Source organism: Aeromicrobium panaciterrae, from assembly GCF_039537165.1.
GTDB lineage: Bacteria > Actinomycetota > Actinomycetes > Propionibacteriales > Nocardioidaceae > Aeromicrobium > Aeromicrobium panaciterrae.
Window position 1 is genome coordinate 2,596,675 of record NZ_BAAAZZ010000002.1, and the last position, 13,954, is coordinate 2,610,628.

Consider the following 13,954-nt stretch of genomic DNA (forward strand, 5'->3'; position numbering starts at 1 on the left):
GAGAACGTGGACTCAGAGGCGAGGCAGCGAGGCATCCTGAGGGTGTATCTCGGTGCCTCGCCCGGCGTGGGCAAGACCTTCGCGATGCTCGACGAGGGCCGCCGACGTGCCACGCGCGGCACCGACGTCGTCGTCGGCTTCGTCGAGACCCACGGACGCGTGCACACTGCCGAGCAGCTCGACGATCTGGAGGTCGTGCCGCGGCGCCGGGTCGACTACAGCGGAACGTCCTACGAGGAGATGGACCTGCCGGCGATCATCGTTCGCCGGCCGGAGGTCGCCCTGGTCGACGAGCTGGCCCACACCAACGTCCCCGGCACCGAGAACGAGAAGCGTTGGCAGGACATCGAGGCGCTGCTCGACGCCGGGATCTGCGTCATCACCACCGTCAACATCCAGCATCTCGAGTCGCTCAACGACGTCGTCGAGTCGATCACGGGTGTACGGCAGCGCGAGACCGTGCCCGACAAGATCGTCCGCCAGGCCGATGCGATCGAGCTGGTCGACATGAGCCCGCAGGCGCTGCGCCGGCGGATGGCGCACGGCAACATCTACGCCGCCGACAAGGTCGACGCGGCGATGTCGCAGTTCTTCCGCGAGGGCAACCTCACGGCGCTCCGAGAGCTGGCGCTGCTGTGGCTCGCCGATCGCGTCGACGAGGGCATGGATCGCTACCGTGACCAGCACCAGATCGACTCGACGTGGGCTGCCCGCGAGCGCCTGGTCGTGGCGGTCACCGGCGGACCGGAGTCGGAGGTGCTGCTGCGACGAGCTGCACGGATCGCCTCACGTTCGGGTGGCGGCACCTGGATGGCGTTGTACGTGACTCGCGGAGACGGGTTGGTGCAGATGGACCCGGTGCGCTTGCACAAGCTGCACGTGATGACCGAGGACATGGGCGGCACGTTCCACACCGTCGTCGGCGACGATGCGGCCACGGCGATCCTCGACTTCGCCCGGGCCGAGAACGCGACCCAGGTCATCATCGGCGCGAGTCGCCGCAGTCGGGTGTCGACGCTGGTCAACCCGGGAATCGGCGAGATCGTGATCGCCGAGTCAGGTGACATCGACGTGCACATCGTCACGCACGACGAGGCGCGACGAAAGAAGGGCAACGTACGGGCGGCGCCCAACCTCGGACAACGGCGTCGGCTCCTCGGCTACGCGCTCGGCGTCCTGGGCCCGTTCGCGCTCACCGCGACCCTGCTGGCCACTCCGGACTTCCACGGACTGCCGACCGAAGCCATGTTGTTCATGGCCCTGGTCGTGGCGACCGCGCTGACGGGTGGCCTGAGGCCCGCGATCGTGACGTCGTTCGTCAGCGGATTCACGCTCAACTACTTCTTCACGCCGCCGCTGCGCAGCATCACGATCGCCAGCCCCGAGAACGCCTTCGCGCTGGGTCTGTTCGTCGTCGTGGCGATCGCCGTGTCCTCGGTCGTCGACCTGGCGGCGAGGCGTACGGCACAGGCGGAGAGGGCCACGGCCGAGGCCGATGCGCTGACCGTGCTGTCGCACAGCCTGCTGCACGCCGGCGACGACTTCCCGGCGCTGCTGGCCAGCGCCTGCGAGCTGTTCGGCATGCGCGGGGCAGCGATCATCGGCGCCGGTGACGAGATCCGTACGGCGTATGGCGCGCCGATCACCGCGCTCGCCGAGGCTGACGCCAGCGTGGCGATCGACGACGACTCATGGCTCGCCCTCGTCGGCCGATCGCTGCCGGCCGCAGACCAGCGGCTGCTCAAGGCCTATGCGGCCCACGCCTCCGTGATCGGCGAACGACGGCGTGCAGCAACCGCGAATGACGAACGTCGGGTCCTCGAGGAGGCCGACCGCACTCGCACGGCGTTGCTCGCAGCTGTCTCGCACGATCTGCGCTCACCGCTGGCGGCAGTCAAGGCCGCGGTCAGCAGCCTGCGCAACAACGACATCGACTGGTCGCCCGAGGATGAGCAGGCACTGTTGGCGACGGTGGAGGAGTCAGCCGACCGCCTCGATGACCTGGTCGCCAACCTCCTCGACATGAGTCGCCTGCAGATGGGTGCGGTCAAGGCGCATGTCGACGAGGTCGAGGTCGAAGGACTCGTACGTGGTGCCATCGCCTCGCTACCCGGACATGAACGCGTCGGTGTCACGGTCGAGCCCGATGCGGCGCTGATCGCGGCTGACGGCGGCCTGCTCGAGCGGGTGATCGCCAACCTCGTCTCCAACGCCCTGAGCTACGCGCCCGAGCCTGCCCATGTCGGCATTGCGACGTCTGCGTCGGCATCCCGCGTCTCGATCCGGGTGGTCGACTCCGGACCGGGCGTGGCCGACACCGAGAAGCAATCGTTGTTCGAACCGTTCCAGCGACTCGGCGACGTGCCGCGTGGCGAGGGTGTCGGCCTCGGACTCGCCGTCGCCCGGGGTCTGACAGAGGCCATGGGCGGTACGTTGACAGCCGAGGACACCCCGGGCGGGGGACTGACGTTCGTCATCGACCTTCCGCTGCACGCATCGGACGGAGACAGCGCATGACCTTCGTGCTCGCGGTCGACGACGATCCCGCTATCCTCCGTACGTTGTCGATCAATCTGCGTGCTCGCGGATATGACGTCGAGACCGCGGCTGACGGCCGCTCGGCGCTGCAGATCGTCGACGAGCGCATGCCCGACGTCGTGATCCTCGACCTCGGCCTGCCAGATCTTGACGGCGTCACGGTGCTCAAGCGGCTGCGCTCCTTCGGTCAGGTACCGGTCGTGGTGCTATCGGCCCGCCACGAGTCGGACGACAAGGTTGAGGCGCTTGACGAGGGTGCCGACGACTACGTGACGAAGCCGTTCGACATCGAGGAGCTGCTGGCACGGGTGCGAGCCGCGATCCGGCGCGGCGGCGGTGACGGGGAGTCGTTGGTCGTCGAGGTCGGCGACGTACGGCTCGACATCACCGAACGCACGGCCACCCGCGGCGGTGAGGATGTCCGCCTCACGCCAACCGAGTGGCACATCGTCGAGGTGCTGGCCCGGCGTCAGGGTCGCCTGGTCCGCCGGGCCGACCTGCTGCACGAGGTGTGGGGCCCGGGCTACGTCCGCGAGACCAACTATCTGCGGGTCTACATGGCGCAGCTGCGGCGCAAGCTCGAGCAGGATCCGTCGCGGCCGGCGTTGTTCATCACCGATCCCGGGATCGGCTATCGACTCGTGGTGTCCTGAGGTCCGGCCGCGGGGTCGGCGCCGTCTTCGAGGAGACCGGCCGCAACACCGGCCTGGTCCTCGGCGGAACGGTTCTGGCTGAGCTTCGCCTTCGCCTCGACCGTCGTCACGGTCAGCTCGATGCCGACGATGGCCTTGAGGTTCTTGCCGACGTACGTCTCGGGCGCGTCGGTGACCGCCCACGGCTCGTCGCGGCGCTGCTCGTGGCGATCGGTGAGACGGGTGACGGCGTCGCGTACCCACGCCGGGTCGTCGTGCACCGTCGCGGTGCCGGTGAGGTGAACCGACGAGTAGTTCCACGTCGGGACGACGCGGCCGTGCTCGGCCTTGGCGGCATACCAGCTGGGGGAGATGTAGGCCTGCGGGCCCGCGACGATGGCCAGACAGGGCTGACCGGGAGCAATCGCGCGCCAGTGCGGGTTGGCGCGGGCCATGTGTGCGATGACCGTGCCGCCGTCGTCGGACCACAGGATCGGCAGCAAGGTCGCCAGCGGGACGCCGTCGGCGCCGACCGTCACGATCTCGGCGCTCCCCATCGCCGCGACGAAGTCGTGCACGTCCGCGTCTGCCATGACGTTGAAGTGCGGGATGTACACGTGATCAGCGTACGGACTACTCGTCGTCGCTGGAGACCATGCCGCGATGCGCCGAGAGCAGCTCGATCTCCGGCCGCCGGGCCACGAAGTCGTCGACGGCGTCGAGCACGTCGATGACATGCGCGCTGTCGGCTGCGACGACGCTGACGCCGATACCGGCCCGGCGATGCAGGTCGAGCGAGTCGCTCTCGGCGACGGCGACGCTGAACGTGCGCCGGATGTCGGCGACCAGCGGCCGGACGTACGCGCGCTTCTCCTTGAGCGAGTGCACGTCGCCGAGGAGCACGTCGAACTCGATCCAGCCGATCCACATGTCGTCGATCCTCTCAGGCCTGCAAGGATCGGGTCGTGATCGTCCGCCTGAGCCGCCTCGTCGTCTCGTGCGTCATCCTCGGCATCGGCGTGGCCATGCTGTTGATCGCGGCGCTGGGGTCGGACGGCTACTCGACCATGATCAACGGCTTGTCGATCGCTCTCGACGTCACGTTCTGGGTCGTCAACCTCGTGGTCGGCATCGTGCTGGTCGCGATGGCATGGGCTCGGGGCCTCAAGCCGGGCATGGGCACGCTTGCCCAGCCGCTGGTCGTGGGCTTCGTTGTGTCGGGCTTGCTGGATGCGTTCGACGAGCCCGACTCGATGGGGGTACGCATCGTCCTCCTGGTGCTGTCGTTCCCGGTCGTGGCGGTGGGCGTCGCCGGTTACCTCGCGGTCGACGCCGGCGCGGGCCCGACCGAAGCCGCGGCGCTCGCGTTCGACCCGCCGGTGCCGTTCAAGTGGAGTTATAGCGTCGTGCAGGGTGGTGGCGCCCTGCTCGGCTGGCTGTGCGGCGCGGCGATCGGTCCCGGGACGATCCTGGTGATCTTCCTGCTCGGTCCCGTCGTCGACTGGCTCTCGTCACGTTTCTCGATCCTGTCGATCGACCGCATCGAGTGACACTGCCGATGTCGTCGAGATTCGGGCCCACCGGTGCGACTCTGGAGACATGACGAATCTGCTCAAACGCCTTGCGCTCGCGGCCGGCGCCAACGGACTTCTTCTGTTGCTCGCGGCCGTCCTGTTCGACAAGTTCGAGCTCAGCTTTGTGGGCTGGCTCATCGCCGCCGCACTGTTCACGCTGCTCACGATGCTGCTCGGCGGCATCATGGACTCCCTCGCGGGCAGGTACGCCGCCCAGGCGACGTTCCTGGGCGGACTGGCCACCACGTGGGTCGCCCTGCTGATCATCGATCAGCTCACCAAGCGCAAGAACTTCGATCTCGAAGGGCTCGGCACCTGGGTGCTGACGGTGCTCATCGTGTGGTTGGGCACGGTGGTCTACGGACTGGTCGACGCCCGGGTGATCAAGACCCGCAAGGCCTAGTCGAACAGCTCGCCGAGCCAGTGGCCCTTCTTCTTGCGATAGGGCTGCTGGCTCCGTGAACGGTCGTCGTAGCGCGGCTCGGCGTACTTCGGCGTGGGCGCGGCTTCCTGCGCCGCGCGATCGACGATCTTGTCGAGCTCGCCGCGATCGAGCCACACGCCGCGACACTCCGGGCAGTAGTCGATCTCGATGCCTGAGCGCTCGCTCATGACGAGAGTGGCGTTGTCAGTTGGGCATTTCATGTGATGGTTTGCCTCCTGCCCTAGCCAACTAGCCGGACGTTCGCGAAGTTCCCGCACACGCAACGCAGGTACGCGCGATCGGCCTGGCCTCGAGGCGCCCAGGCGCAATCAGCTCGTCGCACAGCTCGCACACGCCGTACGTCCCGGTGTCGACACGTACGCGCGCCGCCTCGATCTCGCCAAGGCGTCGCTCGGCCTGCTCGATGAGGGCGCCGACCTGGGACCTCTCGAAGGCGATGGTCGATCCCTCAGGATCGTGCTCGTCGTCTGCGTTGGAGTCGGCCGACGCGGCGACCATCTCGGCGAAGTCGCGCTTCAGTGCCGCGAGCTGCTCGGTGGCCTCACGATGCTCGGCGTCGAGCTGTGCCTGCGGATCCATGCCACTGACCCTAGGTGTCAGGTCAGACGTATCCGAGGCAGAGCAAAGGCCCCGTTTCGGCGAGGAACGAGGCCTTCGCCCGCCGATCTTGCGGGCGGTGCGGCATCAGGGACTCGAACCCCGAACTCGCTGGCTAATGGGCCTTCGAGAGGTGCGGAGCGCAGAGTGAGTATTGACGTGAGCCCGAGCGACTGAAAGTCTGTCCGGTTGCCTCGACGGAGGAACGGCGGCGCAGAGCGCTCCTACGTCGCACGAAGGAGCACGACATGTCCAGGCAATGGTGGCGGAGTCGTCGCGACCGCGACGACTCACGGATTCTCCCGATGAGGTTCCTGATTGACGAGGTCGGCGTCATATCGTTTCCCGCTGACTTCTTCAGCCGCGACATCGAGCGAGGAGAGTCGCTTCCCCCACCGGGACCAGCGGCGGTCATCCACGGGGCAACTCGCGAGTCCATCACGAATGCCGCTGAAGCCCTTGACCTAGCCGAGTTGGAGGGCGAAGACGGCCAAGCCCTCTTTTCTCGTCACACTCGCTGTCGCGACTTCCGATACCAGCTGGCTGGAGAACCTGCTCTAGACCTCGTGGTCGAGCGTTACGAGTCAACCAAGCTGATGAACTTGAGGTTCGGTAACGCGGTCATCACGGACTGGATCACCGAGCCGAACTACTCCGCGAGCGATCCAAATGACGAGCTCTGCGAACTTCGATGGGATGGAGGAAGGCACTTCCTGCTGACGTTCTTGTCGTTCATGGTGATTCTTCGCGCTGACAGCCTGACGTTCACATCGCAGTGACAACACATGCAGACAGATCCAGGACAGAGCAAAGGCCCCGTTCGGCGAGGAACGAGGCCTTCACAGTGCGGCATCAGGGACTCGAACCCCGAACCCGCTGATTAAGAGTCAGCTGCTCTGCCAATTGAGCTAATGCCGCGAAGCGGGTGCAACATTATCAGCCGGGCAGGCCGCTCCCATAATCGGCCATCGCGGCCTCTATGACTCGAGGATCGCGTGCGCAGCGTTGTGCCCGCCGATGCCGCTCACGGCGCCGCCACGGCGTGCTCCGCTGCCACACAAAAGCACCCTCGGATGGCTCGTCGCGACGCCCCAACGCTCTGCGGGATTGTGGGGTTTTTCGCCTTCCTCGAGCCACGGCCAGGCGAGGTCGCCGTGGAAGATGTGGCCGCCGGGCATGCCCAGCGCCTGTTCGATCTGCGCCGGCGTCTTGTGCTCGACGCCGAGGATCAGCGGCTCGATCGGCTCGGCGAGATGCTCATTGATCGCCGTGAGGAACTGTTCGTATGCGCGCGTCGCCGCGGCCTCGTCCGGGAGCACCTCGTACGGCGTGTGCAGGCCGAAGTACGTCAGCGTCTGGGCGTCGGAGGCTGCGAGCTCGCGGCCGAGGATCGACCGGTCGGTGAGGGTGTGGCAATAGAGCTCGCCCGCAGCCGCGTCGGGCAGCTCACCCCTCGATGCGGTCGCCCAGGCTGCTTCGAGCTCCGACATCGACTCACCGAGGTGAAACGTGCCGGCGAAGGCGATCGCCGGGTCGATGCCGGACTTCAGCTGGGGCAGGCGTGACACCAGCAGGTTGATCTTGAACTGCGACCCTGACGGCTTGGCCGGCACGCTCTCGCCGAGCAGCTGTGCGAGCACGTAGGGCGCCACGCCGCTGAGCAACCAGTGGGCGTCGACCACGAATCCGTCGCCGGTCACGGTGACGCCGTCGTCGCGAGCCTCGACCCCCTCGACCTCGCAATTGGTGCGAATGACGACTCCGGCCTCGCGGGCGACCCGTTCGAGCTCGGCTGTCACGGCACCCATGCCGCCGACCGGAACGCGCCACTCGCCGGTGCCGTTGCCGATCAGGTGATAGAGGAAACAGCGGTTCTGGATCAAGGTCCGGTCGTGCAGCGAGGCGAACGTACCGATCAGCGCGTCGGTTGCGACGACTCCGCGTACGAGGTCATGGGTGAAGCGGCGCTCGATCGCGACGCCGAGGGGTTCGTCGACCAGGTCGGTCCAGACCGCCATCTCGACCTTGTCACGCAGGTCGCCGACGTGGGGGAGCGGTGACAGCAGCGTCGGGGCGATCGCCTCGGCAACCGTCGCCACCTCGTCATAGAACGCCTGCCAGTGCGCGTACTCGTCATCGGACCCGGTCAGGGCCCGGAACGACTCACGGGTCGCTTCTCCCTCGACGGTCTCGATGAGCAGACCCCCACCGTCGTAAGGCGTGTATGAAGCGGTGTCGCGTGAGCGGAGCTCGAGGCGGAGGCCCAGCTGGTCGATGAGCGGCGAAGGCATCAGGCTGACGAGGTAGGAGTAGCGCGACAGACGCGCATCCAGCCCGTCGAAGACCGGTGCGCTGATGGCGGCGCCGCCCACGTGCGCCAGGCGTTCGAGGATCGTCACCGACCTTCCGGCCTGCGCGAGATAGGTCGCGGCGACGAGTGCGTTGTGGCCGCCTCCGACGATGACGACGTCCGTGCGCTCATCCGACATGCTTCAACGCCTCTCGCTTCGACAGACCGCTCAGCCGATCATCGCGGTCCGCGACGAATGTACGCACCCAGTCGGGTTCGACCTTGGCGTACTCGCGGAGCGCCCATCCGATCGCCTTGCGGATGAAGAACTCAGTGTCGTCCATGTTGGGCTCGATCACCTCGGTGAGCAGCTCGGAGTCAACCCGGTCGCGCCGGCCGAGCTGGCTGATGATCGACAACCGTCGGAGCCACATGTCGTCGGAGGTGCTCCACCGCCGTACGTCGTGCGCCGTCTCGACCGGGTGCACGTCGTGGAGGTCGGCGATGCGGTGGGCGATCTCGTCGACATGGTCCCACCACGCTCCGGTGACGGCCATGTGCTCGTGCATCGGGATCAGTGAGAGCCGACCCTTGGCGATCCGCAGTGCCATCAGGGTCGCAGCGGCATAGCGCTCCTCACGATGTGTCGCGTTGTCCCACAGCTCGAGCGCGACAGCCTCGAGTCGGTCGAGATCGGCGAACGGGTGCTCCTTGGCGAGCGCCCGGACGATCGCGCGTACCTCCGGAACCCGGACACCGAGGAAGGGCATTGCCGACTTCATGTAGGCCTGCATCCCCGGCGCCCGAGTCGGATCAGCCGCCTCCCGCAGTGCGGTGCGCACTGCGGAGACGAACTGATCAGCGGCTGGTCGACCGCCGGTACTGGGCATTGGCCAAGGGTACGAAGATCAGCAGCACCACGGCCGCCCAGATCAGCGTGTAGAGCTCCGGGTGCACCAACGGCCACGCCGTCGGGTCCGGCGCTTGGGGATTGGGATCACCGTTGCCGAACAGGTTGCGAGCGGCCTGGGTCACCGACGAGACGGGATTCCACTCGGCGAACACCTTGAGCGGGCCCGGCAGCGTGTCGAGCGGTACGAACGTGTTGGCGATGAACGTCAGCGGGAAGATGATCATGAAGGATGCGTTGTTGACCACCTCGGGGCTCGGCACCAGCAGCCCCACCCACGCCATGACCCACGAGATCGCGTAGGCGAAGATCAGCAGCAGGATGAACCCCCACGCCGCCTCGAAGAACGAGGTGCGGATCCGCCAGCCGACGAGCAGGCCCGTCAGGCTCATCACGACCAGCACGATGACGTTGTTGACGACATCGGACAACGTACGACCCGCGAGTACGGCCGAGGGCGACATCGGCAGCGACCTGAACCGGTCGACGATGCCCTTCTGCACGTCCTCCGCCAGGCCGGCTCCGGTGATCGTCGCACCGAAGATCACGGTCTGGGCGAAGATTCCGGCGATCAGGAACTCGCGGTAACCCTCGCCGCCGCCCTGCTGGTCGATCGCGCCACCGAACACGTAGGCGAACAGCAGGACGAACATGATCGGCGAGAGCGTCGTGAAGACCAGCAGGTCGGGAACCCGCTTGATCTTGATCAGGTTGCGCTTGGCGACGACGGCCGCATCGCCGAGTACGTCGATGGCGATCATGCCGTCACTTCCTTGTCAGTCGTCTCTTCTTCGTCGACGGCGACGTGGCCCGTCAGGGTCAGGAACACGTCGTCGAGGGTGGGACGGCGCAGGCCGGCGTCATCGACGCCGATCTCCTCGTCATCGAGGAGCTGCAGCGCCTGACGCAGCACGGCGACGCCGCCCGTGACCGGCATGAGCAGGCTCTTCTGGCTCTCCGACAGGACCGGATCGGACACGCCCAGCGGTGTGAGCAGCTTGGCGACCCGCTCGAGATCGGCAGCGTCGCTGACCGTGACCTCGACACGTTCGCCGCCGACCTGTGACTTGAGCTGATCGGCAGTGCCTTGTGCGATGACCTTGCCGTGGTCGATCACGATGATGTCGTCGGCCAGGAGGTCGGCCTCCTCGAGGTACTGCGTCGTGAGGAGCAACGTTGTGCCTCCGGAGACCAGCTCCTGCAGGACAGCCCACATGTCGGTGCGGCTGCGAGGGTCGAGTCCTGTGGTGGGCTCGTCGAGGAACAGCACCGGGGGAGCGGCGACCAGGGCGCCGGCGAGGTCAAGACGGCGACGCATGCCGCCGGAATAGGTCTTGGCCGGACGGTCGGCGGCGTCCTCGAGGTTGAACTGACCGAGGAGCTCGCGGGCTCGCGCACGGCTCTTGTTGCGGCCGAGGTGATAGAGCCGACCGATCATGTCGAGGTTTTCGAAGCCGGTGAGGTATTCGTCGACCGCGGCGTACTGCCCGGACAGTCCGAGGTTGCGTCGCACCTCCCTCGGGTTGGCGAGCACGTCGATGCCGGCGACCTCTGCCTCGCCCGCGTCGGGTCGCAGCAAAGTCGTGAGGATGCGCACGATGGTTGTCTTGCCGGCGCCATTGGGCCCCAGGAGGCCCAGCACCGATCCGGTGGGCACGGTGAGGTTGACGCCGTCGAGCGCCGTGACATCGCCGTACTTCTTGACCAGACCTCGCGCCTGGATCGCAGGGATTGGAGTCATGGACCGCAGCCTATGGGCGGGGTGTGACAGGTCACATCGGTCGAAGGTCGAAGAAGTAGTTGAAGATTGAACTATCAAGAGGTATGCTGGCTTCACCAAGACGAAGGAGCCCCCCATGCCCGCTGTGACAGTTGCCGACTGGACCGTTCTCCCGCGCGTGATCGCGACTCCGACACAGACCGAGGACCGCGCCCCCGTCAGCGTCACGACGGCTCCGCGAGGGTTCGAGGGCGAGGGGTTTCCCGTCCACCGCGCGTTCGCCGGGGTCGACCCGACCCTGCTCGACCCGTTCATCCACATGGACCAGATGGGTGAGGTCGAGTACGCACCCGGCGAGCCCAAGGGCACCCCGTGGCACCCGCACCGCGGCTTCGAGACCGTGACCTACATGATCGACGGCGTCATGGACCATCAGGACACCCACGGTGGCGGTGGCTCCATCACCGACGGCGACACCCAGTGGATGACAGCCGGCAGTGGCCTGCTGCACATCGAGACGCCGCCGGAGTGGCTCGTCGTCAAGGGCGGCGTGTTCCACGGCCTGCAGCTCTGGGTCAACCTGCCCAAGGCCGACAAGTGGCTGCCCCCGCACTACCAGGACATCAGCCGCGACGACGTCGGGCTTGCCTCCACGCCCGATGCCGGCGCGCTGATCCGCGTCATCGCGGGTGAGGTCGACTCGGTCAAGGGTCCGGGCAGCACGCACACGCCCATGACGATGGTCCACGCGACCGTGCTGCCGGGTGCCGAGATGACGGTCCCGTGGCGCACCGACTTCAACGCGCTCGTCTACGTGCTCGGTGGCAGCGGATACGTCGGCCGCGAGCGTCGCCCTGTCTCGTCGGGCCAGCTCGCCGTGCTCGGCCATGGCGAGACGATCACGGTCGGCGCCGACCAGCAGCAGGAATCGCGCCATCCGGCGCTCGAGGTCGTACTCCTCGGCGGTCTTCCGATCCGTGAACCGATCGCGTGGGCCGGACCGTTCGTCATGAACACCAAGGCCGAGGTTCAGCAGGCGTTCGAGGACTTCCAGAAGGGCAAGCTCGGCACGATCCCGACGGTGCCGCACGCCGACGTGCACGGCGAGATCCTCTAGCTCTAGTCCAGCCAGATCACGATCCCGGTCAGATCGCTGAGCACCGCCGCGACACCGGCACGAATGGCCCGACCGGCGCGTTCGGCGGTGAATGATGCGGGGTCGTACGTCGACGACATCCCCAGTCCTTCACCGCGATAGGACGCGCCGGTCCAGTCGGCTGCGGTGACGTTCACGGTCGGCTCGGCCAGCTCGGCTCCGACGACCAGGAACTTCTGGTCGAGATGGCTGGCCGTCACCAGGGTCAGCGGGTCGACGAGGTCGTTTCCGGCGCTGATGATCAGATCGGGCGACAGGGCGATGGCCTTCTCGATGAGAGGTATGTGATCGGCCGGCTTGGTGACTTTGATGGTCTTGAGGCTGACGTCCTGCTCGTCGGCCCATGAGTTCACGGCCCTGACCAGTGTCTTGGTCGACTTGTCCTTGCCCGCCGTGAGCAGGACCACCCGGTAGCCCTTGGACGGGCGGATGTCGTCCCACGAACCGGGACTCGGCGTGATGGTCGCTTCCGGCGTGGGTGGCGTGTCGGGAAGAAAGCCCTGACCGAGGGTGCCGATGGCACTGGGCGCGGTGTGCGGTTCGGACCAGTCGTCACGTGCTTGACACCCGGCCACGACCACGACTGTCAGGACCGCCGAGGCCGCGAGGGCCATCCAGGACCGCGGGTGCAAATGGATCGTCCTCCAGTGGCCGGTACGTCGTTCACGTACTTCATACCTCACTCCTGGCCGGGTTCACGCGTCGTGGAGTCCCGGCCGCCAAGCCTTCGCCGGCTGTTTGCGTACGGTGCCCCAACCGTTCATCTGCGACCGAAAATCTGCGCATGCCAACAGAAGAGGAGAACCATGGCGTACGCCGCTCGTCGCAGCGCCCAGGCCGTTGCGGTGGCGGTGCTGGCGGCAACCGCGTTCCTATTCCTCAGCACCGGGCCCGCTGCTGCACACGGGTTCACCTCCGTCGCGTACGTCGACCTCACCTCGCCGGAGAAGGGTCACGTCCGCGCCGTGCTTGCACTCGAGTACGACCTGCTCGTGGTCTCGGCGGCCGACGCCGGGCAGGACGATCCGCTCTTCCAGCAGGGCGACGCCGCGTTCAAGGACGGCGACCCGGCCGAGCAGGCCGCCGCGCTGCAAGCGCACGCCGACTCGGTGACCGACTACGTGACCGAGCGTTTCGGCATCTCCGCGGACGGTGACGAATGCGCTGCGGTGCGTGTCGGTGACTTCACGATGACGGAGCGCGACGGCGTCCCGTACGCGCAGATCGTCCTCGACCACAGCTGCCCGGTCTCGGCGGTGGCTCACGACGTCCGAAGCGAGCTGTTCCCTGACTCCGAGGGCTACGTGCGTGGCACCAAGACGATCGTCACCTATGACCTGGATCTACGAACTGGCAGCGCAGCTCTCGATGCGACGCAGCCGTCCTTCTCCACTGACCAGTCCTGGACAGAGCGCTTCTGGGAGTTCTTCCGGCTCGGAGCGGAGCACCTGCTCACCGGGCTCGACCACATCCTGTTCCTGCTCGCGCTGATCGCCGGGTCGCGCAGGCTGCGCGAAGTGGTGCTGGGAGCGACGGCGTTCACCCTCGCGCACTCCGTGACGTTGATCCTCGCGGCGCTGGGGATCGTGCGGGTGAGTCCATCGTTCGTGGAACCGATGATCGCCCTGTCGATCGCGGTGGTTGCCGGGTGGCACCTGTGGCGACTGTTGCGACGAGGTACGCACGCAACCGATCTCGTCACGGTCGGTGACAGCCACGTGAGCCTCGACCGCGCGGGCTGGACCAGGCTCGCCGTGGTGTTCTGTTTCGGCCTGGTCCACGGACTCGGCTTCGCATCGGCCCTGGGGATCGACCAGGCGTGGTCGTGGACCCTGCTGTGGTCGCTGGTGGTCTTCAACGTCGGCATCGAGGCCGTCCAGCTGGTGCTCATTGCGAGCGTGTTCCCGCTCCTGGCGTTGCTGCGCCACCGATCGCCGGTCCTCGCCTCGTGGACGACCGGGACCATCGCAGCGTTCGTCTCCGCGATGGGCCTGATCTGGTTCGTGGAACGCGTCGTCTGAGAGCTGCCTGACAAGTTCGGCTACCTGCCAAGTCGTGTTCACGTCACGGACACCGGGCATGACGAGGCTGT

General features: G+C 66.9%; 16 protein-coding genes and 1 tRNA gene. 7 read left to right on the top strand and 10 right to left on the bottom strand.

All coding sequences use genetic code 11. From position 1 onward, the window contains the following. Positions 1-6 precede the first annotated feature (6 nt). Both ABD683_RS13655 and ABD683_RS13660 read left to right on the top strand, forming a co-directional pair. Positions 7-2,517, top strand: a complete 2,511-nt coding sequence (locus tag ABD683_RS13655; RefSeq protein ID WP_344770504.1) for a DUF4118 domain-containing protein — start codon at positions 7-9, stop codon at positions 2,515-2,517. Further along, complete coding sequence (locus tag ABD683_RS13660) at positions 2,514-3,191, top strand: response regulator (RefSeq protein WP_344770505.1); 678 nt, start codon at positions 2,514-2,516, stop codon at positions 3,189-3,191. Before ABD683_RS13655 ends, ABD683_RS13660 begins: the two co-directional genes overlap by 4 nt. Here the strand turns inward: ABD683_RS13660 and ABD683_RS13665 are convergent. Together ABD683_RS13665 and ABD683_RS13670 are read right to left on the bottom strand one after the other, a co-directional pair. Continuing rightward, positions 3,170-3,787: an FMN-binding negative transcriptional regulator gene (locus ABD683_RS13665; RefSeq protein ID WP_344770506.1), complete on the bottom strand. Its 618-nt coding sequence runs from the start codon at positions 3,785-3,787 to the stop codon at positions 3,170-3,172. The genes ABD683_RS13660 and ABD683_RS13665 overlap by 22 nt on opposite strands. Before the next feature lie 16 nt (positions 3,788-3,803). Continuing rightward, positions 3,804-4,100: a DUF503 domain-containing protein gene (locus ABD683_RS13670; protein WP_344770507.1), complete on the bottom strand. Its 297-nt coding sequence runs from the start codon at positions 4,098-4,100 to the stop codon at positions 3,804-3,806. A gap of 35 nt (positions 4,101-4,135) precedes the next feature. Here ABD683_RS13670 and ABD683_RS13675 point away from each other — a divergent pair, with 35 nt between their 5' ends. After that, positions 4,136-4,720: a YczE/YyaS/YitT family protein gene (locus tag ABD683_RS13675; protein WP_344770508.1), complete on the top strand. Its 585-nt coding sequence runs from the start codon at positions 4,136-4,138 to the stop codon at positions 4,718-4,720. 49 nt (positions 4,721-4,769) lie between these two features. Then, on the top strand, positions 4,770-5,147 hold the full coding sequence (locus tag ABD683_RS13680) for a hypothetical protein (protein ID WP_344770509.1): 378 nt from the start codon (positions 4,770-4,772) through the stop codon (positions 5,145-5,147). Here the strand turns inward: ABD683_RS13680 and ABD683_RS13685 are convergent. Continuing rightward, positions 5,144-5,389 carry a TFIIB-type zinc ribbon-containing protein gene (locus ABD683_RS13685; protein ID WP_344770510.1) on the bottom strand — a complete coding sequence of 82 codons (246 nt, stop codon included), beginning with the start codon at positions 5,387-5,389 and terminating at the stop codon, positions 5,144-5,146. The two genes, ABD683_RS13680 and ABD683_RS13685, sit on opposite strands and share 4 nt — an antisense overlap. Positions 5,390-5,417: 28 nt before the next feature. Further along, positions 5,418-5,768, bottom strand: coding sequence for a TraR/DksA family transcriptional regulator (locus ABD683_RS13690; RefSeq protein WP_344770511.1), 351 nt, complete (start codon positions 5,766-5,768; stop codon positions 5,418-5,420). A gap of 323 nt (positions 5,769-6,091) precedes the next feature. On the opposite strand from ABD683_RS13690, the gene ABD683_RS13695 reads away from it, so the two are divergent. Continuing rightward, positions 6,092-6,565, top strand: a complete 474-nt coding sequence (locus ABD683_RS13695; RefSeq protein ID WP_344770512.1) for a hypothetical protein — start codon at positions 6,092-6,094, stop codon at positions 6,563-6,565. A 66-nt stretch (positions 6,566-6,631) separates the two neighbouring features. On the opposite strand, the gene ABD683_RS13700 is transcribed toward ABD683_RS13695, so the two are convergent. From ABD683_RS13700 to ABD683_RS13720, 5 genes are all read right to left on the bottom strand, one after another. Next, positions 6,632-6,704: transfer RNA gene (locus ABD683_RS13700), tRNA-Lys, on the bottom strand. A gap of 59 nt (positions 6,705-6,763) precedes the next feature. After that, entirely contained in the window at positions 6,764-8,275 is a 1,512-nt protein-coding gene (locus ABD683_RS13705) for a phytoene desaturase family protein (protein ID WP_344770513.1), read from the bottom strand. Further along, a complete protein-coding gene (locus ABD683_RS13710; protein WP_344770514.1) occupies positions 8,265-8,966 on the bottom strand; it encodes a DNA alkylation repair protein in 702 nt (233 codons plus the stop codon). Before ABD683_RS13710 ends, ABD683_RS13705 begins: the two co-directional genes overlap by 11 nt. Beyond that, positions 8,935-9,747, bottom strand: coding sequence for an ABC transporter permease (locus ABD683_RS13715; RefSeq protein WP_344770515.1), 813 nt, complete (start codon positions 9,745-9,747; stop codon positions 8,935-8,937). The genes ABD683_RS13710 and ABD683_RS13715 overlap by 32 nt, the downstream gene beginning before the upstream one ends. Continuing rightward, positions 9,744-10,727 (bottom strand): ATP-binding cassette domain-containing protein, encoded by a 984-nt coding sequence (locus tag ABD683_RS13720; RefSeq protein ID WP_344770516.1) that lies wholly within the window; start codon positions 10,725-10,727, stop codon positions 9,744-9,746. Before ABD683_RS13720 ends, ABD683_RS13715 begins: the two co-directional genes overlap by 4 nt. A 115-nt stretch (positions 10,728-10,842) precedes the next feature. Between ABD683_RS13720 and ABD683_RS13725 the strand changes: the two genes are divergently transcribed. After that, positions 10,843-11,823, top strand: a complete 981-nt coding sequence (locus ABD683_RS13725) for a pirin family protein (protein WP_344770517.1) — start codon at positions 10,843-10,845, stop codon at positions 11,821-11,823. Between the two features lie 2 nt (positions 11,824-11,825). On the opposite strand, the gene ABD683_RS13730 is transcribed toward ABD683_RS13725, so the two are convergent. After that, on the bottom strand, positions 11,826-12,476 hold the full coding sequence (locus ABD683_RS13730; RefSeq protein WP_344770518.1) for a type 1 periplasmic-binding domain-containing protein: 651 nt from the start codon (positions 12,474-12,476) through the stop codon (positions 11,826-11,828). 192 nt (positions 12,477-12,668) lie between these two features. Between ABD683_RS13730 and ABD683_RS13735 the strand changes: the two genes are divergently transcribed. Beyond that, positions 12,669-13,883, top strand: coding sequence for a HupE/UreJ family protein (locus ABD683_RS13735; RefSeq protein WP_344770519.1), 1,215 nt, complete (start codon positions 12,669-12,671; stop codon positions 13,881-13,883). Positions 13,884-13,954 lie beyond the last annotated feature (71 nt).

Bases quoted from the DNA above. Each gene is read 5' to 3' on its own strand.
- ABD683_RS13715 (WP_344770515.1), bottom strand. From the start codon at position 9,747: ATGATCGCCATCGACGTACTCGGCGATGCGGCCGTCGTCGCCAAGCGC.
- ABD683_RS13730 (WP_344770518.1), bottom strand. From the start codon at position 12,476: ATGGCCCTCGCGGCCTCGGCGGTCCTGACAGTCGTGGTCGTGGCCGGG.
- ABD683_RS13690 (WP_344770511.1), bottom strand. From the start codon at position 5,768: ATGGATCCGCAGGCACAGCTCGACGCCGAGCATCGTGAGGCCACCGAG.
- ABD683_RS13680 (WP_344770509.1), top strand. From the start codon at position 4,770: ATGACGAATCTGCTCAAACGCCTTGCGCTCGCGGCCGGCGCCAACGGA.
- ABD683_RS13735 (WP_344770519.1), top strand. From the start codon at position 12,669: ATGGCGTACGCCGCTCGTCGCAGCGCCCAGGCCGTTGCGGTGGCGGTG.
- ABD683_RS13695 (WP_344770512.1), top strand. From the start codon at position 6,092: ATGAGGTTCCTGATTGACGAGGTCGGCGTCATATCGTTTCCCGCTGAC.
- ABD683_RS13685 (WP_344770510.1), bottom strand. From the start codon at position 5,389: ATGAAATGCCCAACTGACAACGCCACTCTCGTCATGAGCGAGCGCTCA.
- ABD683_RS13660 (WP_344770505.1), top strand. From the start codon at position 2,514: ATGACCTTCGTGCTCGCGGTCGACGACGATCCCGCTATCCTCCGTACG.
- ABD683_RS13705 (WP_344770513.1), bottom strand. From the start codon at position 8,275: ATGTCGGATGAGCGCACGGACGTCGTCATCGTCGGAGGCGGCCACAAC.
- ABD683_RS13725 (WP_344770517.1), top strand. From the start codon at position 10,843: ATGCCCGCTGTGACAGTTGCCGACTGGACCGTTCTCCCGCGCGTGATC.
- ABD683_RS13670 (WP_344770507.1), bottom strand. From the start codon at position 4,100: ATGTGGATCGGCTGGATCGAGTTCGACGTGCTCCTCGGCGACGTGCAC.
- ABD683_RS13710 (WP_344770514.1), bottom strand. From the start codon at position 8,966: ATGCCCAGTACCGGCGGTCGACCAGCCGCTGATCAGTTCGTCTCCGCA.
- ABD683_RS13720 (WP_344770516.1), bottom strand. From the start codon at position 10,727: ATGACTCCAATCCCTGCGATCCAGGCGCGAGGTCTGGTCAAGAAGTAC.